The sequence below is a fragment of the Roseibium sp. RKSG952 genome, from assembly GCF_009711355.1.
Map to the genome: position 1 here is coordinate 54,118 of NZ_SMMF01000945.1, position 19,758 is coordinate 73,875.

General features: G+C 58.0%; 19 protein-coding genes and 1 tRNA gene. 7 read left to right on the plus strand and 13 right to left on the minus strand.

Going from position 1 to position 19,758, the window contains the following annotated elements; all coding sequences use genetic code 11:
• Positions 1–3: 3 nt before the first annotated feature.
• The 7 genes from E1297_RS30250 to aroA form a co-directional block, all read right to left on the minus strand.
• Positions 4–369, minus strand: a complete 366-nt coding sequence (locus E1297_RS30250; RefSeq protein ID WP_368669743.1) for a lipopolysaccharide assembly protein LapA domain-containing protein — start codon at positions 367–369, stop codon at positions 4–6.
• Between the two features lie 113 nt (positions 370–482).
• Entirely contained in the window at positions 483–788 is a 306-nt protein-coding gene (locus E1297_RS30255; protein WP_155144712.1) for an integration host factor subunit beta, read from the minus strand.
• On the minus strand, positions 781–1,791 hold the full coding sequence (sppA, locus tag E1297_RS30260; protein ID WP_155144713.1) for a signal peptide peptidase SppA: 1,011 nt from the start codon (positions 1,789–1,791) through the stop codon (positions 781–783). The genes E1297_RS30255 and sppA overlap by 8 nt, the downstream gene beginning before the upstream one ends.
• A gap of 244 nt (positions 1,792–2,035) precedes the next feature.
• The gene (locus E1297_RS30265) at positions 2,036–2,464 is read right to left on the minus strand and encodes a peptidylprolyl isomerase (protein WP_155144714.1); all 429 of its coding nucleotides are present in this window, start codon (positions 2,462–2,464) and stop codon (positions 2,036–2,038) included.
• Positions 2,465–2,655: 191 nt separating this feature from the next.
• Positions 2,656–4,356 (minus strand): 30S ribosomal protein S1, encoded by a 1,701-nt coding sequence (gene rpsA, locus E1297_RS30270; protein WP_155144715.1) that lies wholly within the window; start codon positions 4,354–4,356, stop codon positions 2,656–2,658.
• A gap of 306 nt (positions 4,357–4,662) precedes the next feature.
• Positions 4,663–5,289 carry a (d)CMP kinase gene (gene cmk, locus E1297_RS30275; protein WP_155144716.1) on the minus strand — a complete coding sequence of 209 codons (627 nt, stop codon included), beginning with the start codon at positions 5,287–5,289 and terminating at the stop codon, positions 4,663–4,665.
• Positions 5,286–6,641, minus strand: coding sequence for a 3-phosphoshikimate 1-carboxyvinyltransferase (gene aroA / locus E1297_RS30280; protein WP_155144717.1), 1,356 nt, complete (start codon positions 6,639–6,641; stop codon positions 5,286–5,288). The genes cmk and aroA overlap by 4 nt, the downstream gene beginning before the upstream one ends.
• Before the next feature lie 210 nt (positions 6,642–6,851).
• Between aroA and E1297_RS30285 the strand changes: the two genes are divergently transcribed.
• Both E1297_RS30285 and E1297_RS30290 read left to right on the plus strand, forming a co-directional pair.
• Entirely contained in the window at positions 6,852–7,244 is a 393-nt protein-coding gene (locus E1297_RS30285) for a TIGR02300 family protein (RefSeq protein ID WP_368669744.1), read from the plus strand.
• A 149-nt stretch (positions 7,245–7,393) separates the two neighbouring features.
• Positions 7,394–7,469: transfer RNA gene (locus E1297_RS30290), tRNA-Ala, on the plus strand.
• Between the two features lie 274 nt (positions 7,470–7,743).
• On the opposite strand, the gene E1297_RS30295 is transcribed toward E1297_RS30290, so the two are convergent.
• A complete protein-coding gene (locus E1297_RS30295; protein ID WP_196223441.1) occupies positions 7,744–9,354 on the minus strand; it encodes a CAP domain-containing protein in 1,611 nt (536 codons plus the stop codon).
• 710 nt (positions 9,355–10,064) lie between these two features.
• Here E1297_RS30295 and E1297_RS30300 point away from each other — a divergent pair.
• The 5 genes from E1297_RS30300 (at position 10,065) to E1297_RS30320 (ending at position 15,683) form a co-directional block, all read left to right on the plus strand.
• Positions 10,065–11,375, plus strand: a complete 1,311-nt coding sequence (locus E1297_RS30300; protein ID WP_155144720.1) for an extracellular solute-binding protein — start codon at positions 10,065–10,067, stop codon at positions 11,373–11,375.
• Positions 11,376–11,490: 115 nt separating this feature from the next.
• Positions 11,491–12,372, plus strand: a complete 882-nt coding sequence (locus tag E1297_RS30305) for an ABC transporter permease subunit (RefSeq protein ID WP_155144721.1) — start codon at positions 11,491–11,493, stop codon at positions 12,370–12,372.
• Positions 12,373–12,380: 8 nt separating this feature from the next.
• On the plus strand, positions 12,381–13,223 hold the full coding sequence (gene ugpE / locus E1297_RS30310) for a sn-glycerol-3-phosphate ABC transporter permease UgpE (RefSeq protein ID WP_155144722.1): 843 nt from the start codon (positions 12,381–12,383) through the stop codon (positions 13,221–13,223).
• Positions 13,224–13,230: 7 nt separating this feature from the next.
• Positions 13,231–14,316 carry a sn-glycerol-3-phosphate import ATP-binding protein UgpC gene (locus tag E1297_RS30315; protein WP_155144723.1) on the plus strand — a complete coding sequence of 362 codons (1,086 nt, stop codon included), beginning with the start codon at positions 13,231–13,233 and terminating at the stop codon, positions 14,314–14,316.
• A 218-nt stretch (positions 14,317–14,534) separates the two neighbouring features.
• Positions 14,535–15,683: a DNA alkylation repair protein gene (locus tag E1297_RS30320; RefSeq protein WP_155144724.1), complete on the plus strand. Its 1,149-nt coding sequence runs from the start codon at positions 14,535–14,537 to the stop codon at positions 15,681–15,683.
• Between the two features lie 13 nt (positions 15,684–15,696).
• On the opposite strand, the gene E1297_RS30325 is transcribed toward E1297_RS30320, so the two are convergent.
• From E1297_RS30325 to E1297_RS30345, 5 genes are all read right to left on the minus strand, one after another.
• Positions 15,697–16,332 carry a glycoside hydrolase family 25 protein gene (locus tag E1297_RS30325; RefSeq protein ID WP_155144725.1) on the minus strand — a complete coding sequence of 212 codons (636 nt, stop codon included), beginning with the start codon at positions 16,330–16,332 and terminating at the stop codon, positions 15,697–15,699.
• 65 nt (positions 16,333–16,397) lie between these two features.
• Complete coding sequence (locus tag E1297_RS30330; protein ID WP_155144726.1) at positions 16,398–17,600, minus strand: nitrate/nitrite transporter; 1,203 nt, start codon at positions 17,598–17,600, stop codon at positions 16,398–16,400.
• A complete protein-coding gene (locus tag E1297_RS30335) occupies positions 17,593–17,952 on the minus strand; it encodes an MmcQ/YjbR family DNA-binding protein (protein ID WP_155144727.1) in 360 nt (119 codons plus the stop codon). The genes E1297_RS30330 and E1297_RS30335 overlap by 8 nt, the downstream gene beginning before the upstream one ends.
• A 132-nt stretch (positions 17,953–18,084) precedes the next feature.
• Positions 18,085–19,278 carry an MFS transporter gene (locus E1297_RS30340; protein ID WP_209016085.1) on the minus strand — a complete coding sequence of 398 codons (1,194 nt, stop codon included), beginning with the start codon at positions 19,276–19,278 and terminating at the stop codon, positions 18,085–18,087.
• Positions 19,271–19,573 (minus strand): hypothetical protein, encoded by a 303-nt coding sequence (locus E1297_RS30345; RefSeq protein WP_155144728.1) that lies wholly within the window; start codon positions 19,571–19,573, stop codon positions 19,271–19,273. Before E1297_RS30345 ends, E1297_RS30340 begins: the two co-directional genes overlap by 8 nt.
• Positions 19,574–19,758 lie beyond the last annotated feature (185 nt).

Here is a 19,758-nt window from a genome sequence, read left to right on the forward strand (position 1 = left end):
ATCCTATGCCGCGCGCCGATCATCCGGCCGGGGAAGACCCGCACGGCCGGTATCGGGAGCCATGATCTTGGCCTGTTCGCGCAACTGATCGGCTTCCTTGTGCCATTTGTCAGCTTCGCGGCGTTTGACACGGGCTTCCTTGCGCCAGCGCCCCTGCTTTGCCCAGGCCCCCATGCCACCGACGATGATCCCCACCGCAAGGCTGGCAAAGATGATCCAGAACAGGGGGATGTTGGTCACCGTCAGGCTCGGGTCCTGCGGATCAAACGGGTTGAGAGACAGGGAAACCGTATGCCGATTTGCGACCGACAGCGGGATAATGAACAAGGCGATCACGAACAGGATCAGGTTTTTGACAAATCGGCTCACAAACAAGTCCTCCTGTCCGCTTCAAACGGGTGCCGCCAGATGGTGGTCCAAAAACGGGGGCTATTTTCTACGTTCACCCGGCGAGAATATGTCCAGACGGCTGGATCGGCTTATTAATCGTCATCGTCGCCGTGATCCACACCGTCGTTCAATCGCTCGCGCATTTCCTTGCCGGTCTTGAAAAACGGCACGTGCTTTTCGTCAACCTCGACTTTTTGGCCGGTCCGCGGATTGCGGCCGACACGCGCCGGGCGGTTCTTGACTGAAAATGCACCAAACCCGCGTAGTTCGACCCGGTCGCCCCGCATCAAGGCTTCCGTGATTTCATCCAGGATAGCATTGATGATGTTTTCGACGTCGCGCTGATACAGATGCGGGTTCTGCTCTGCGATGTGTTGTACAAGCTCGGATTTAATCATTACCGTCCCCTCGATTGGACGAGCCATTTTCTACCGCTACAGGAGCCTGCCAAACCGAGACAAGGCCGTCAAGAACAAGCCCTCGTGAAATCAGCCCCTTAGCGTCATCAAGACCGGGGATTAGCCCACTGGCGAAGCCTTCACCGAAAGCGCGGGCAGCAGAAGAGGCAAACGGAATGTCTGCAGTCTCATCAACGGCGCTCCAGGTGATGATCGGGAGGTCCTTGGGCACGTCCCGCTTGTCTTCGAGCCAAGCAATGGCCACATCCTCACCGCCGATTTCGTCGATCAGGCCGTTTTCCCTGGCCGCGTGCCCAGAATAGATTGCGCCGTTTGCCAATTCCTTGACCCGGTTCGGCTCCATGTTTCTCCGCTCTGCAACCAGGGCTGTAAACCACTCGAAGGAATCATTCACAAGGTTTTCGAGAACGGCGACCGCCTCAGGGGAGGCGGGGGAATAGTAATTCGGTTCTGCCTTCAAGGGCGCGCTTTTGACCGCATCGATGCTCACACCAATTGTGTCGAGCAGCCTTGCGACATTTCCGTACTGGAACAGCACACCGATCGAGCCGGTGATCGAATTATAGCGCGCAACGATATGATCGGAGGCGAGTGCGATCATGTAACCGGCTGATGCGCCAACCGTCCGGATTTCGGCGACCATAGGTTTCTTGTCGGCAAGTTTTCTCAGGGCACCATAGATGGCCTCGCCGCCGGTGGTGCTGCCGCCAGGTGAATTGATTGACAGGACAACGCCACGAACGCTTTCGGTTTCCGACATTTCCTCAATCATCTCGATCAGGTCACGGTCATCGAGAATGACGCCGTTGATGTCGATCCGTGCCACATGCGCGGCGCGTTTCGACAATCCACCGACACCAGCTGCGTATCCGATCGCTGAAATCAGGGCGATCGCAACAATCGCAAAGGCGGCAACGCGCCAAAAGGTCAGTTTTCGGCGCAAGCGCCGCCGGTCAACGAGCGCGTCAGCATCGAGGGTCATGTTCGGCGAAACTCCTCACAAGATCGGAAACTGACCATACATAGAGACAGAACCGGAAAAAATGCAAATGCTTAGGGAAGATAACAAGAAATATCAGGACTTTATGAGGCGCAGATGCGCCTGAGGGAGGAAGCTGGCAATCGAAACAACCGGGTTGCGGCCGCTCGCTGCCGAAATCCGCCTGTCTTGCGGCAGTCCGGTTCGGGGTGTGCGGACTGCGAGAAAGGTCGCAGTCCGCACCAAATCAGGCGATTTCGACCAGTGTGATGTCGAAATTCAGGTCTTGCCCGGCCAAGGGATGATTTGCATCGAGTAGAACGCTTTCGTCGCTCAATGCGGCGACCCTGACGGTCATGATCTGGCCATCCGGCGTTTCCACCTGGAGTTCCGCGCCAATCTCCAGAGGGATGTGATCCGGCACCTGGGACAGCGGGACTTCCTGTTGTGCCGCTTCCTGAACCGGGCCATAGGCATCGGCTGCCGCGACATTGACGAGTTTGGCGTCACCCACCTGCATGCCGGGCATCGCGCTGTCGAGGCCGGGAATGATCTGGCCGGACCCAACCGTGAACTCCAGCGGATCACGCCCCTCCGAGCTGTCGAATACAGTTCCGTCGTTCAACGTGCCCTTGTAGTGAATACGAACAGTATCGCCCGATTTGACTTCGGTCATCTGTCGTCTCGCAATTCTGTCTGGAGAGTAAGTTTTGAGGCTGCGCATTTGGCGGGTCCTCGAGCGTATGCCTAACGTAGAGGCTCAAATGTGTTTGTAAAGACGTGCCGTTGGGGTGAAACAGGATCGGTTAACAAGAAAAGCCCGGCGGATTCCCGCCGGGCTTCTGAGCTTTGCAAGCTTTTGAAGACTTATTCGTCTTCGCCGGCCTTCTTGAGGGCTGCACCCAGAATGTCGCCGAGAGATGCGCCGGAGTCGGAGGAGCCGTACTGAGCGACTGCTTCCTTCTCTTCCGCAATTTCCAGTGCCTTGATCGACGCGGCGACCTTGCGGGTCTTCTTGTCGAACTGGGTGATGCGTGCGTCGAACTTCTCGCCAACGGAGAAACGCTCCGGACGCTGTTCTTCGCGATCGCGGGACAGGTCAGCGCGGCGGACGAAAGCCGTCAGGTCGCTGTCGGCAATCTTGACTTCCAGACCGCTGTCCTTGATCTCGACGACTTCACAGGTCACGATGGAGCCCTTGCGCATTTCGCCAGCTGCACCCGATTCCATCGGATCGCTGCCGAGCTGCTTGATGCCGAGGGAGATCCGCTCCTTGTCGACATCCACGTCGAGGACAACGGCCTTGACCATGTCGCCCTTCTTGTACTCGTCGATGACCTGTTCGCCAGGACGGTTCCAGTCGAGGTCGGACAGGTGGACCATGCCGTCGACGTCGCCGTCGAGGCCGATGAACAGGCCGAATTCGGTCTTGTTCTTGACTTCGCCTTCGACTTCGGTGCCGGACGGGTACTGTTCTGCAAACGCATCCCACGGGTTCTGAAGGGTCTGCTTCAGGCCGAGAGAGATGCGGCGCTTGACCGGATCGACTTCCAGGATCATCACTTCCACTTCCTGAGAGGTGGAAACGATCTTGCCCGGGTGGACGTTCTTCTTGGTCCAGGACATTTCGGAAACGTGGATCAGGCCTTCGATGCCCGGCTCCAGCTCAACGAATGCACCGTAGTCGGTGATGTTGGTCACGCGGCCGGTGAACTTCGCTTCCAGCGGATACTTGGCTTCGATACCATCCCACGGATCGGTTTCGAGCTGCTTCATACCCAGGCTGATGCGATGCGTTTCCTGGTTGACGCGGATGATCTGCACCTTGACGGTCTGGCCGATGGTGAGAACTTCCGACGGATGGTTGATGCGGCGCCACGCGATGTCGGTGACGTGCAGCAGACCATCGATGCCGCCGAGATCGACGAACGCACCGTAGTCGGTGATGTTCTTGACCACACCCTCGACGGTCTGGCCTTCTTCGAGGCTCTGGACCAGTTCCGAACGCTGTTCGGCGCGGGTTTCTTCCAGAACGACACGGCGGGACACGACGATGTTGCCGCGGCGCTTGTCCATCTTCAGGATCTGGAACGGCTGCGGCGTGTGCATCAGCGGGGTGACATCGCGAACCGGACGGATGTCGACCTGGCTGCGCGGCAGGAAGGCAACGGCGCCGTCGAGATCGACGGTGAAACCACCCTTGACCTGATTGAAGATCTGGCCGGTGACTTTCTCGTTGGCTTCGAAAGCGACTTCGAGACGAACCCAGCTTTCTTCGCGGCGGGCTTTTTCGCGCGACAGAACGGCTTCACCGAGGGCGTTTTCAACACGCTCCAGGTAAACCTCGACTTCGTCGCCGACGGTCATGTCGCCGTCGCGGCCCTTGGCACCGAATTCCTTCAGCGGAACGCGGCCTTCGACCTTCAGGCCGACGTCGATGACGGCAAGGTCCTTTTCGATTGCGACAACGGTGCCCTTGACAACTGCACCTTCGTAAAGGTCGTGCTGGACAAAAGACTCTTCGAGAAGAGCTGCAAAATCCTCGGTGGAGGGGTTCAATTCAGACATTTAAACTCCTGATGCCATTCCTGGCAGGCCGCCGGCCGGTTTGTGTTGCGATCCGGTTTCAAGACACCCTTTGGGGCTCAGATGATTTGAGCCCATTTGCGTGGACCAATCAGGTCAGTCGCGCGCAAGCCGGCGGGGCAAAGGGTCCGAAATCCGTATTTTATTGGTTTGTACGGGGGCGCAAATGCGCCGTCCGTACCTTCGTTCCAGATGGGGGAGCCATGCCAAAATGCAATTGTGCCAAACCGATAACGCAAAGCAAAAAGGGGTACAGGCTGTGTACCCCATGCTTTTGCTCGGTCAGGCTCAGTTCTTGCGGGCGTTTGCCACGATATCCACAGCCGACTGGAACGCGGTTTCTATATCCATTTCCGTGGTGTCAAGCAAGTGGGCATCGTCAGCGATTTTCATCGGAGCGACCGACCGGGTGCTGTCCCGCTCGTCCCGGCGCTTGAGATCGTCCAGTACCGACGCAAAAACAGCCTCCTGTCCCTTCGACGCCATCTCGTCGGTGCGCCGCCGGGCCCGGGCTTCCGCCGAGGCGGTGACAAACAGCTTCACATCCGCATCCGGACAGACAACCGTTCCGATATCACGGCCATCCAGAACGGCTCCGGGCGGAGTGCTTGCAAACCGCTTCTGAAGATTGACAAGTTCTTCCCGCAAGCCGCCGAGCACGGCGATCCGGGAGGCTGCCTCGCCGATCTCGTGAGCAGACAGGACGCTCTTGTCCATCTTGGCAAGATCAAGGTTCCTGGCAACGTCGATGGCGACCTGTTCATCACCGAGCGGCAAGCCATTGGCGAGCAGGGCTGCGGCAACCGCACGATAGGTCAAACCGGTATCGAGATGGTGCAGCTCGAAATGCGTGGCCAGGCGGCGGGCAAGGGTTCCCTTGCCGGACGCGGCCGGCCCGTCTATTGCGATGATCATTCCGGCTCACCATCCGCAGTCTCGACCACACCACCCAACCCGGAAAACAGGCTGGCAAAGGTTGGGAAGCTGGTTGCGATGACGGCACCGTCGTCAACCGTGACCGGTTTGTGGCTCGCCAGTCCCAGGATCAGGAACGACATGGCAATGCGGTGGTCCAGATGCGTGGCGACAATCCCGCCGCCGATGTCATTCGCAGCGCCGGTGACGGTCAACGTGTCTTCGGTTTCCTTGCAAGGAATGCCGTTGGCTTCAAGCCCGCGTGCGACGGCAGCGAGGCGGTCGGATTCCTTGACCCGCAACTCGTCCAGTCCGGGCATGAAGGTGTCGCCCTTGGCAAAGGCGGCGGCAACGGCCAGAACCGGGTATTCGTCAATCATGGAGGGGGCCCGGTCCGCCGGGACAGTGATGCCCTTTAGCTTGCTGGCCTTGATCCGGATATCGCCGATTTCTTCTCCGCCGGAAACCCGGCGGTTCGAGATCTCGATATCACCGCCCATCTCGATCAGGGTGGTGATCAGGCCGGTCCGGTGCTCGTTCAGAAGGACGTTTTCGACCGTAATGTCGGAGCCCGGCACAATCAGGGCTGCCACGATCGGAAAGGCAGCCGAGGACGGGTCGCAGGGGACCTCGAGATCCTGTGGTTTCAGCTCTGGCTGACCCTTGAGGGTGATGACCCGTTCTCCGGCCTCGTTCTTTTTGACCGTGATATCTGCGCCGAAGCCTGCCAGCATCTTTTCGGTGTGATCGCGGGTCGGAATGGGTTCGATGACCGTTGTCTCGCCCGGCGCGTTCAGGCCTGCCAGCAAGACAGCGGATTTGACCTGTGCGGAGGCCATCGGAACCCGGTAGGTCATCGGCAGCGGCTGCTTCGCGCCACGAATGCTGGCGGGCAGCCGGTCGCCGTCACGCGCAATCACGCTGGTGCCCATTTCGCGCAAGGGATCCAAGACACGGCCCATCGGGCGTTTGGACAGGGACGCATCGCCGACGAAGGTGGCTGCAATGTCATGCGTGCCGAAAATGCCCATGGTCAGACGGACACCGGTACCGGCGTTGCCGAAGTCGATGACGGATTCCGGTTCCAGCAGGCTGCCAAGGCCGATGCCGTCGATCGTGTAGCTGCCGTCTTCGTGCTTGTCGATAACCGCGCCGACCGCGCGCATGGCATCCGCGGTGGCCAAGACGTCTTCGGATTCGAGCAGACCCGAGACAGTTGTGCGTCCGACCGCCAATGCGCCAAACATCAGGGCGCGATGCGAAATCGATTTGTCGCCGGGAACCCGGATGGTGCCTGAGAGCGGTCCGGAAGCCTTTGACCGCAGTGGGGTGGGCGAGGAAGCATGCGACATTAAGGTGACGGGTCCTTACTTTTTGCAGTGATCGAAACTGGGGTTTCCCTATCACGGGCTGGCGCGGGCGTCATCCATCATACATCTTGAAATTTCCGTCCACTCATGCAGAACAACGGTTCGCCGGTGTTTTTGTCGATTTGGCTTTGACACCGGGGCGCTCTTAAGGCTATGGGGCGCGCACTCCAAAGAAGACGAAGGGTTAGCACAGTGGCAAAACCTGAACTTGGCACGAAGCGGCTGTGCCCAAGCTGCGGCGCCAAATACTACGATTTGAATCGCGATCCGATCACCTGCCCGAAATGCGGCACGATCTTCGAGGCCGTCATGGTTTCCCGGTCGGCAAAGGCTGCCAAGGCAGCTGCGGCGACGGAAGACGATGATGAAGATGAGGACGTCGCAGGTCCTGAGATCGTCACCCTGGAAGAGGCCGATGCCGAAGCCGAGGGTGCAAGCGAGGACGTGCCGGATATCGATGATGATGACGTCGAGATTGCGGACACATCCAGCGACGACGACGTCTTCATTGAAGATGAAGACGAGGATGGCGAAGCCGTGCCTGGCATTCGCGTCGAGATCTCTGACGACGACACAGATCGTTAAGGCTCTGATTTAAAAGGAAAATCGATCTCTTTTTGGTTATCCACACGACAGGATCCCAAAAACGCGATTTTCTGCTTGATCAATGGGGGCGGCGTGGTTATAAACCGCCTCCATCGACGCCGGGACCCAATCCGGCGGCCATATCGGAAGGGGCCATAGCTCAGTTGGGAGAGCGCTACAATGGCATTGTAGAGGTCAGGGGTTCGACTCCCCTTGGCTCCACCATTTTCCAGAGTTTGAAATATGCTTCGGTGCAGACAGGTAGCGGGATAGAGTTCTCCGCCGTTGCCCTTGGTCTGTGTGTCCGATGATCTATCTGCGGCGCCATTCGCTGCTGAGAAGGCCCCCCGGGATCCGGTATCCCGTTATTCCGTTTCATGACTTATCCTGGACAGTCGAATTACGGCAATGCCGGTTTCCCGGCATGGTTGAATGGCTGGACAAGTCTGTGGTCAGACACACGCACTGATCGCGTTGTCTGACCACACTATGCAATGTGTTAGCTGAACCAGTGAGCGTCGTCGCTCATGGCTGACTGCTCATTGGAGAACGACCCGTAATCCGCAATTTCGTCGAATGTTGCGTCCGAGGTGTGATCTCCACGGCCAAATGTCTGACCGTCCGCAAGGACGTTCGCCTCTTCTTGATGATCCAGCAGGCGTGAAAAGATCGGGCCGTCCTCGATCCGGTCTTCAAACCGGTCAAGCAGCCGGTTGTTGTCGCTGACGCGCTCAAAGCTGTCTTCCAGCCGGTCTAGGATGTTGGAAAGCCTGTGCCCGAAACGCCCGCCGATGTCGCTGGCAAAGTCGTCAAGTATTGCGAAGGTCTCGGTAATGATCTGGCCGGGTTCCCAATCGCGTCCGCCAAATCCGCCACAGACGCCGTGGTCCTCATCGGGTTCGGGAGCCGGATCCACGATCACCACATCCTCGCCATCGTCTCCCATGCCGGTGTCCGTGTCATCTTCCGAAGTGTCGGCCACATCGTCATCCGTGTCTTCGACCGGAGTTTCATCTGCGCTGTCATCCGCGACATCGGTTTCGTCATCTCCGGTATCCGTGACGGTGTCGGGATCCGTATCACCGGTATCGGCATCCGAACCGGTGCCGGCATCCGCCGTATCCCCGGTGTCTTCGTCAGTGTCTTCAACATCATCGGACACTCCGGTGTCTGCCACGACATCCGGGTCCGTGACAGGCTCTTCGTCAGACTCAGACGTGCCGGTACCGGATGTATCCTCTGGCGCTTCCTCATCATCATCGCCCGTATCCGTATCCGTATCCGTATCGGGAGCGGGAGACGTTGACGCCGCTTCATCCGCAAAGCCGTCCACCTTGACATTTTCGCCATCGACGGTGACCTGCTTGGTAATGGTCCCGTCCAGATCTCCGCCGGAGAAGGTGACGGTATAGCTGCCATCCTCGACTTCGAGGGAATAGGCACCGGAATCCCAAGTCGTGGTGGTGTAGGTTCCGGAGGCGCCGGTTGCAGTGATGGTGACTGCGCCAAGACCTTCGCCGATATCGTAAAAGTCGTCACTATCCGTGTCATCAATAACAACGCCGGTCAGGAAAGTGCGCCCTCCCTCGGCATAGTTCTGGGTGATCATGGAGGTATTGGAGTAGGTGAACCCACCGCTTGTGTAGCCGCCAACCTGCTGACTGATGCCCACCTCGGAAAAGTCGTCGCTCAGGATGTTTGTGCGGTGGCCCTCCGACAGGAACAGGCCTTCATGCTGTTCTTCGATCGTCTCGATGTTGAAACCGACTTCCGGGCTGGTGCTGGCGCTGAGGGCGATGTTTTCGCCGGTTGCCCAGCCTCCGGTCGCCGATGTCCAGCCGGCGTCAAAAATGCGTTCGGAAGCCGAGGAGCCATCGCTTCCGGTGTGACTGAAATAATTGTCGTCGAGCATGGACTGGCTGTGACCTTCTGCCGAAGCGTTCAGGTCGGTGGAAAATGCAAGAGGCTCCTTGGCATCGGAATCGATCGTGCCGGGCGCAAGACCTTCATTCAAATCAATACCGTAGAGAGCCGCCTCGGCATCTGGATCAGCGCGTGCCCGGTTGATGAGTTCGAGCATGTATGTCTCGTAAGCGCTCGGCTCTGACATGAAAAAAACTCCCGTACCTGTAAGCGCCTTTTCAAATGGCGCGGTCATAACCCAGCCCTTGGGAGTGACAGGATAGGCGGGCGTGTGGCGAAATTATTACGAATTGTTAATGGGGACGGGGCCTTGGTCGCAACGCCAAAATTCCGCAGGGGCTTCAGATTCTTATCGTGACTACAGGACGGAGACAGCCGGGTCTTGGTCACGGCGCAGTGTAATCGAGGCTGCTCGAATATGGCGGAAATGAGCGCAATGCCGCATGCGCATGTTTAAAATGGGGCCCGTTCAGGTGCGGTTGTGAATTTGTCCATCAGGCGATGTTGCAAACTGGTCGTGCGAGCGACACAGGTCTTTCATATGAGCGTGTTAATTACAGATGCTGGTCTTTAAACCTTTTCACAGGCGAAATCTTATTGTCATGTTTGACGTTGAGCGCTTACTGGTTGCCCGGATTTTCAATCTTATTACAGAATGTTAGATGGCAAACCACGCAGGGTTCTGTTCTGAAATTTACTTAAAGTAGTTTTTTTATTTGATGCGCGCATAATACGAAGCTGTATTCGTATAGCTGTCAATTATCGTTCATGTGAACGACATATAACTTTCATATGAAAATCATATCAAGCGCGGGCAATCACAACAGCGCCCCTGCAAAATCGGGGTGTTGATCAGTTCCGTCACGGGATTTCCCCCTTTCATTCGGGAGCACAGGAATGGCTTATCAGAAGACCGCCGCACGGCTTGTGGCCGCGGCTGCCATGCTCGGCACCTCCAGCACCGCTTTTGCAGCAACTGACATTTCCTGGTGGCACGCCATGGGCGGCCGTCTGGGCGAAGTCGTTGTCGATATCGCCAATGGCTACAATGAGTCTCAGGACGTCTGTGCGATCACGCCGGTCTACAAGGGCACCTACGAAGAGACCCTGACCGCAGGTATTGCGGCCTTCCGCGCCGGTGAACAGCCGAACATCATTCAGGTGTTCGATGCAGGAGCTGCAACGATCATCGGTGCAAAGGGTGCTGTTGTTCCGGCCCAGGACATTCTTGAAGAAGCCGGTGTGGCATTCGACATCGAAGACTATATCGACGGCGTTCGCTACTTTTATGCGGACAGCGACGGCAAGATGATCGGCATGCCGTTCAACTCGTCCACGCCGATCCTGTACTACAACGTCGAGGCTTTGGAAAAAGCTGGCGTCGAAGCGCCGAAAACCTGGGAAGAATTCCAGGAAATCGCGCCCAAGCTCAAGGACGCAGGGTACGTTCCGCTGGCACAGTCTCACCTGCCGTGGATCTTTACCGAGAACTTCATGTCGCGTCATAACCTGCAGTTCGCGACCAACAACAATGGCTACGAAGGTGCAACCGGCACAGAGCTGGTCTTTGGCGAGCCGATCAAGGCCCACTTCAAGGCCGTCAAGCAGTGGCTGGATGATGGCCACTTCGGTTGGTACGGCACCGGCTGGGGCGACAACCAGACCCCGTTCAACGAAGGCAAGGTGGCCATGTGGCTCGGCTCTTCCGGGTCCTTCGGCGGCATCCAGAAAACCGTCGAGTTCCCGTTTTCGGCCACCTACCTGCCTTATTGGGACAGCGTTGAAGGTGCCGGCACCGGAACATTCATCGGCGGCGCGGCCCTCTTTGCCATGGCCGGAAAGCCGGCTGATGAAAACAACTGTGTTGCTTCCTTCTACGAGTACCTGACGTCTCCGGAAGTCCAGTACATGTGGCACAAGGACACCGGCTACGTGCCGATCACCAACGCCGCTTACGAACTGGCAACCAAGGACGGCCATTACGAGCGCACGCCGGCTGCCGAAATCGGCATCAAGCAGCTGACCCTGCCGGGTGGTGACTGGACCAAGGGCTATCGCATGGGCTTCTACGTCCAGATCCGTGACGTCATGAACCGCGAATACGGCAAGATCCTCACCGGCGATGCAACTGTCGACGAAGCCTTTGCCACCATCGAAACCGATGGCAACAAGCTGCTCGAGCGGTTCGCAAAGACGACCGAGAACTAGGCGTTCGGCTCCATGAGCTTGGCGGGGGTGCTGTTGCGCCCCCGTTTTCTTCGGTAATCCGGCGGGCCGGTAGACTTTTATAGTCCGTGCCCGCCTTGCCTGTTTCGGTAGGGCAATGAAAAAAGTCCAGTTTCAGTCGCGCCTTATTCCCTATCTGCTGCTTGTGCCGCAGTTGTCCATTGTCGCGATTTTCTTCCTGTGGCCGGCCGCCGAGGCCGTCCGCGCCTCGTTTTATCTCGAAGATCCTTTCGGATTCGGCTCCACCTTTGTCGGTCTCGACAATTTCACTGATACGCTGACCTCGACAGACTATGGCCGGGTGGCGTGGTTCACCGCCGTCTTCACCTTTCTGGTGACCTTCCTGTCGCTCGGGATTGCGCTCTTGCTTGCGGTCAAGGCGGACAAGGTTCTGCGCGGGGCATCGACCTACAAGACCTTGCTGATGTGGGTCTACGCTGTTGCTCCGCCGGTTGCGGGCTTGCTCGGCGTTTTGATGTTCGACCAGCATGTGGGGCCGATGGTGGACCTCTTCCGTCTGTTCGGCTGGAACATGCAGGTCGGCGTAAATTACTTCGACACCGGCTTTGCCATGACGGTGACGGCGATCTGGAAGCAGATACCGGTCAATTTCATTTTCTTTCTGTCGGGCCTTCAAAGCATCTCGAAGTCCGTTCAGGAGGCTGCGAGCATCGACTGCCGGTCGAGCTTCCGCCGGTTCTGGACCATCACCTTTCCGCTGCTCGCCCCGACCGGTTTCTTTCTGCTGATCATCAACATCACCTACGCCATGTTCGACACCTTCGGCATCATCGACGTGATCGTCAAACAGGAGCCCGGCAACAATCCCGTCACCCTTGTCTACAAGGTGTTTCTGGACGGCTTCCGGGGCAACGATCTCGGCGGCTCCTCGGCGCAGTCTGTGATCCTGATGCTGCTTGTCTTCATCCTGACCGTCATCCAGTTCCGCCTGATCGAGCGGCGCGTGCATTATTCGTGAGGACCGCCATGAACCGCATTCGTCTCTCCGACCATTTGATTCTGCTTGGCGGCGTGTTTTTCATGGTCGCTCCGGTCGCGCTTGCCTTCCTGACCTCGACCCATGATGCCATCACGGTCTACCGGGACGGCCTTCAGTTCAATTTCGGCGGCCAGTTCCTGCATAATTATGAAACCGTCCTGACCCGGGCGGGCGGCTTTACCAAGGAAGTCGACGGTCTTGTCATGCTCAAGAATTCGCTGATCCTCGGGCTGGGCTTTGCGATAGGCAAGATCGTCATTTCCATGCTGGCGGCTTACGCGATCGTCTATTTCCGGTTTCCGTTCGCGACGTTCTTTTTCTGGGTGATCTTCTGCACGCTTCTGCTGCCTCTGGAAGTGCGGATCCTGCCTTCCTACGAGATCGTGCAGGGGCTCGGGATGGTGAACACCTATTCGGGCCTGATCGTTCCCCTGATTGCATCGGCAACGGGCACTTTTTTCTTCCGGCAATTCTTCATGTCGGTTCCCGATGAGTTGATGGAAGCGGCAAGGATTGATGGGGCAGGGCCCTGGAAGTTCTTCGTGGATATTCTGGTGCCACTGTCTAAAACCATGATCGCGGCGATCTTCATCATCATGTTCGTCTACGGCTGGAACCAGTATCTCTGGCCGACGCTGATCACGACCGAAGAATCCATGTTCACCCTGGTGCGCGGCATCAAGCAGATCATGCAGGTCTGGGTCGGCGCGCAGATTCCGGATTTCAACGAGGCCATGGCGCTGGCGATCCTGGCCATCGTGCCGCCGGTGATTGTCGTGGTGGTCTTCCAAAGTTGGTTTGTCAAAGGGCTCGTCGAGAGCGACAAGTGAGGAACAAATGGCAAGGATAACTCTCGATACGGTCCGCAAGGTTTACAGCGGCGATGTGGAGGCGGTCAAAGGCGTTTCCATCGACATCGACGATGGCGAATTCATCGTTCTTGTCGGACCGTCCGGCTGTGGCAAGTCCACGCTTTTGCGCATGGTTGCCGGGCTTGAGGACATCACCACCGGTGAAGTGAAAATCGGCGAGCGTGTCGTCAACAAGATCGATCCCGCAGACCGGGACATCGCGATGGTGTTTCAGAACTACGCGCTCTACCCGCAGATGTCGGTCTACAAGAACCTCGCCTACGGTTTGAAAAACCGCGGCATGGACAAACAGGAAATCGACCGAAGGGTAAAAGAGGCTGCCGGCATTCTCGAAATCGGCGACTATCTCGACCGCAAGCCGCGTGCCCTGTCGGGCGGCCAGCGCCAGCGTGTGGCCATGGGGCGGGCGATTGTCCGCGAACCGGCTGCATTCCTTTTTGACGAACCGCTGTCGAACTTGGATGCCAAGCTGCGGGTCCAGATGCGCGTCGAGATCAAGCGCTTGCAGCGCTCCCTGGGCACGACCAGCGTCTATGTCACCCATGACCAGCTGGAGGCCATGACGCTGGCGGACCGGCTGGTGGTGCTCAACAAGGGCAACATCGAACAGATCGGTTCTCCGATCGACGTCTATGACAAGCCGGCTTCGACCTTTGTCGCGAGCTTTATCGGGTCACCGGCGATGAACCTTTTGCCCGTCAAGGCAAACGGATCCGGTCTTATGCTTGAACAGGGCGAAGGTTTGAGCGGGGCCAATCTCCATGGCCGGGATCGCTACACCATCGGTGTGCGTCCTGAACACCTTCGTGTTGTCGAGAACGGCGAAGGAGGGAATGGCGCGGGTCTCTTGCTGGAGCTTGATGTGAATGTTCTCGAGCCGGTTGGCGCGGAAAGCTATGTCTACGCAAGTCTTGGGAAAGGTGGGCCGGAAATGGTGATCCGTGTGCCGAGCCATGCGCGCTACGCACCAGGTACGAAGCTGCAACTTGCGGCCGATCCGGCTGATGTTCATTTCTTCGATGCCGGCACGGGCAAACGCGTGCCGCACTAGGATCTAAAGAGAGGCGGCCAGACGAGGGGGCTGCCGATCGCGGATAGCCGCTCCGGGAAACCGGGGCGGCTTTTATGTGTTTTCAAGCGGTACTTTTCTGCAAGCGTCGCGATTCTCGGCCTCCTGACAAAGGGTGTCAGGAGCGGGCAACTTGCCGGATTGCCATTCATGGCCGGATGAGGAACTGTCCCGGCACGACATTGCAACGGTATGGCCACATGGAACCCTTTAAAAACAAGATCTCGGCAGACTTGGTTCAGTGCCTTGGCGGGCATCTGGAACGTCATCTTCCGGATTTTCAGCGGCAGGTATTTGAACACGCGCTCCTGACAGACCTGCCTGCGCTGGAGCTGAAACAGCGTTCTGAGCGCATTGCCGATGCACTGCATGAAGTGCTGCCCCTGGACCTTGCGAAACGCTATGAGGTGCTGCGCAAGATCCTGCACCCGAGTGAAGACGGGGCCGGTATTGATCGTGGCAGTGACGCGGACGGCATCCGGGGTTGGGGTATGATGCCGCTCGGAATGATCGTGAGCCGGTACGGGCTTGGTGATTTCGAGGCCTCCTTTGCGTTGTTGAAGGAGATGACCAAACGTGCAACTGCCGAATTCGACGTCAGACCGTTTCTGGACGCAGATCAGGACACGGCCCTTGATATCCTGTCTCTGTGGGTTGCCGACCCGAACAAGCATGTCCGCCGTCTGGTTTCGGAAGGAACCCGGCCCCGCCTGCCATGGGGCATGCAGCTCAAGCAGTTGATCGCAGACCCGAGCCCGACCCTGCCTTTGCTGGAGGCCCTGAAGGACGATCCCGAAGACTATGTGCGCCGGTCGGTGGCCAATCATTTGAACGACATTGCCAAGGATCATCCGGATCTGGTTGCGGACCTTGCAGCCAGTTGGCTGCAGGGTGCCGGCAGGAACCGGCAGCGTTTGGTGAAACATGCCTGCCGCAGCCTGATCAAAAACGGCCACCCGGAAGCCTTGCGCGCCTTCGGCCTCGACAGTCCCCTGATTGACGTGGAAGGACCCGGGATCGCCGGCCAAACCGTCCGGTTTGGCTCTGCGCTCGCCTTTGATGTTGTTCTGACATCCAGAAGTGCCAGGGAACAAACCCTGCTCGTAGATTATGTGGTTCACTTCAGGAAGGCTAATGGTAGCCTGTCGGGCAAGGTGTTCAAGTGGACGACGGTCACCCTCCGGCCTGGCGAACAGCTGCGCCTGTCCCGTACCCATGCGATCCGTCCGATCACCACTCGAAAATACTATTCCGGCACGCAGGCCGTTTCGCTGCGGGTCAACGGACAGGATTTTGGATACAGCGCGTTTGAGCTACAGATGGAAGAACCGGCGCTGCTTGCTGGATAGCGGATGATCTCTTTCAAAACCAGTTCAGGATTGATCCTCTGAATGGCCCGAGAGCGAGATTCGGGTTGGAAATGTCGCTGTCACAATAGCCGCTGATGCCGGACACTTGGCCCTTTTGGGAATACTGCCAAATCGTGTAGGCCGACCAGGGCGCCGGGACGTTTGGTTGCGGCGCGCTGGTGTATTCGGCAAGCCACAGCGGGTATTGAGAGAAGTCCGGGTTGCCAAGGCCGTTCCAGAAGCCGGGGCTCGTATAGATCATCGGCTTGACCCATAGAAGCTTCTCCAGAAGGTGGGTCATGGAGCCAAGCGCATGCACATACTCTGCCGGGCTGCTGCCGTCCATTTCCTCGCAGTCGATGGCAGGCGGAAGGTCTTTGCTGCGGTCATAGCCGACGCTTTTCAGGGCGGATACAAAGTTCTCGGCCTGTTGCAGGAAACTGTCTCGTGGCAGAAAGTAGTGATATGCGCCACTTGCGATGGCGGCATCCTGACAGCCGGCCCAATTGCCGGCGAATGTTGTGTCTGAGTATCCGGTGCCTTCCGTTGCCTTCAGGTAGGCAAAGGAGATGCCAGCCCCTGCAACGGCTTGCCAATCGATATCGCCCTGATAGTGGGATACGTCAATTCCGCTTTGTCCGGCAGCCATGGCCTCTCCCCCTCCCGCTTCGAACATTTCGACGGACGCAGGCGGGGAAGAAGTGTGAACCGGGTTCAGGGCAACGCGCGGAACCTGATCATCGCAATCGTTCCGGCGACAGGGCCTAGTGCCATGAGCACCATGACAATCGGCCAGCCGATGGCTCCAGCCAGCAGCGGGGTGGCCTGGACCGTGAAGAACGTCAGGGCAAAGCCGAGGGCTGTCTGCAAGGTGAGAAGGCTGCCGACCTTTTCCGGCGGAGAATGATCTGCGACAAGCGTTGAAAACTGTGCGGAATCAGGAAGTACTGAAGCGCCCCACAAAATCGCAAAAGCGAATGTCAGCCACGGAGGGCCGCCAAAACTCAATGCAGTCAGGAGCGCGCCGGAGCCGCTGATCACCATGGCATAAATCGCGATTCTGGCTTTGCCCGTACGGTCCGCAATCGGCCCTGCAACAACGCAGGCAATGCCGCCCGCGGCAATTGCACAAAAGGCCGTCAGCCTGCCCAGACTGGTCGCCTCGGAACCGGGCAATGTCGCAGCGTAGGACGCGGCAGATGCGACCCCGATCCAGGACCACATGGCGTAGAGTTCCCACATGTGCCCGAGATAACCGGCATTGGCCAGACGAACACGCTTGTTTGTCCAGGCCTCTGAAATGGTTCGGATGTCGAAACGGCTGGCCGAACTATGATGGGGCCCCAATCCGGTAAGCAAACAGGCGATCCCGCCAGCTGCGGCAGCCACCGAGGTTGCGGTTACAGCCCACCGCCATTCGGTTCCGCCGACATACGCCAAAAGATAGGGAGCGGCGGAACCGAGGGTGAAGGCTCCAATCAGGATTGAGACCAGAAACCCGCGATCCTTCAGGCCCCAGCCGACTACGATCTTCAGTCCGACCGGATAGACACCGGCTAGAAGGGCTCCTGTTGCAAAACGGGCAGCAATTGCCAGATTGCCCCCCGGTTGTGTCACAAGCAGAGATGCATTGGCCAGCGCCGCAAGGACCGCGCAAACGGCAAAAACCCTGCGCGGATCGATGCGGTCGGCAAGTCCGGAGATGGCTGAAAACAGTGCGCCGACAACAAATCCGGCCTGAACGGAGCTGGACATGGCCGCTTGCCGGGTGCTCGAGATATGCGATTCTGCAACCATGTCCGGCAATATCGCCGCTGACACAAACCACAGGCTCATTCCCGCCAGTTCGGCAAGCAACAGGATCGTGAGGGATGTAAACCGGGATCGGCCGGGATGTGGTGCTTCGTGATCAGACATCCAGGCTCAGCTCCTTGCGCAGCTTCTTGGTCAACTTGGCGGCAATGATCCGGTGGGCGGCCGAGATATAGGCCGCAAGGTCTTCGTCCGAAAGCGCGCCGGGTGTTTCCATCTGCACCCACTTGGCACGGGCGAGGTAGGGAGCGGGTATGAGCCCGTCTTGCTGGATCAGCATGTCATAGGACAGATCCGAACACTTGAACCCGTAACGCGGATGATCACCAGTTCCCCAACGTGAGCAAATCGCGAAAATCTTGCCACCGACTTTCCAGACGGATGCATTGCCCCACTGGACCACATTGGTTGTTGCCGGAAGCGATGCGCAGAACTGGTCGAATTTTTCAGGTGTCAAGGCGTGACCTTCGCAAGGGAGCTCGAAAGGTGTGACTGACGGGATCATGACGGCAACGTTGGAGCACGGCAAGGGTACAGGGTAGACGTACTTCAAGCCTGCCGGTCATTTTTTGCGCACTGTGATCGGGTTTCATGGCTGTCTCTTGAGCCTCAACATGGCAACAGTTCCGGCAGCCGGGCCGAGTGCCATGACGGCAAACATGACTGGCCAACCGGCAGCCTCTGCGCCAAGCGGTGTCACCTGCACCGCGAAAAAGGACAGGGAAAAGCCGAGCGCGGTTTGTATGGTCAAAAGGCTCCCGACTTTGCTTGCGGGGGCATGATCCGCGACCAGGGTGGAAAATTGCGCGGAATCCGGTTCAAGGGCGGCACCCCAGATGATAGCAAAGACGATGGTGAGCCAGGGTGGTCCGCCAAAACTGAAAGCTGTCAGAACGGCGAAGGAGCCACTTGTGATCATGGCAAGGATCGCAAGATTGATTTTGCCGATCCGGTTCGCGAAAGGGCCTGTCAGGAGACAGGCGATACCTCCGGCAGCAATCGCAGCGAATGCGGTCAGTCGGCCAAGTCCGTTTGCCTCCGCTTGCGGGAGTGTTGTTGCAAATGACGCGGCAGAGGCAACGCTGATCCAGGTCCACATGGCATAGAGTTCCCACATGTGTCCCAGATATCCGGCATAGGAGAGGCGAACATGGCGGTTTGTCCAGGCCTCCGCGATGGTTTTGATGTCAAACCGGCCTGCGCTGCTGTGATAGGGGCCCAATCCGATCCCGAGACACAGAACGCCGCCGATCAGGGCAGCGGTTGACGTGATGCCGACAGCCCAACGCCACTCCGCGCCGCCCAGATAGGCAATCAGGTAGGGGGCAGCCGATCCGAAGGTGAACGCGGCAATAAAGGCGGACACGAGGATGTTTCGATCCTTGAGGCCCCAACCAACAACAATCTTCATACCGACCGGATAAACGCCTGCCAGAAAAACACCCGTTGCGAAACGGGCCAGCACAGCGGGATTTCCGTCTGGCGACGTGATCAAAAGCGCGGCGTTCACCATGGCTGCACCGACGGCACTCATGGCGAAAAGTTTTCGTGGATCCATACGGTCCGCCAAACCCGCCAATGCAGAGAGGATCGCGCCGGCGACGAAACCGGCTGGCACAGCACTGGAAAGCGCGGCCTGCCGGGTTTTTGAGATTTCGAACTCGGCGATCAATTCGGGCAGGGTGGCAGCGGAGATGAACCACAAACTCATGCCCGCGACTTGCGCGAGCATCACGATCGTGAGCGAAAGAGTTTTGGACGGTTTCCGGTCTCGCTCATCCATCCAGGTGCAAGTCCTTGCGCAGTTTTTTGGCCAGCTTGGCGGCGGGAGCGGGTCCGGCTTGCTGGAACAGGGTATCGTCCGATTGGAAGACATTGGTCTTTGCCGGCAAAGATACGCAGCAAGTGTCAAGGTTCTTGGGGGTCAAAGCGGCGCCTTCGCAATGCTCGTCGAACGATGTGGTCAAGGATACCATGAAGGCGGTATAATGCCCGGGCAAGAGGGGAAGACCCCGGCCCTTCGAGAGTTGCCTGAATTTGCGCGGATTGGTGGCCTGTCCCCCAGAACTCTTCGGCATTTGGGTAAAGGGCTTTTCTCGGATCGTTGCGCGCGAGCGGGATGGACCCGCGCGGTGATCTCAGTCCAAACAGGAACAGAGGGTGGCTCATTTTCGGGCACCTGCAAATTATCAACATTTCTTTCTGATGGGTGCCAGTTTCGTATAGGATGACTTCAAAGCATTGTTTTTAATTTGAAAAAGAT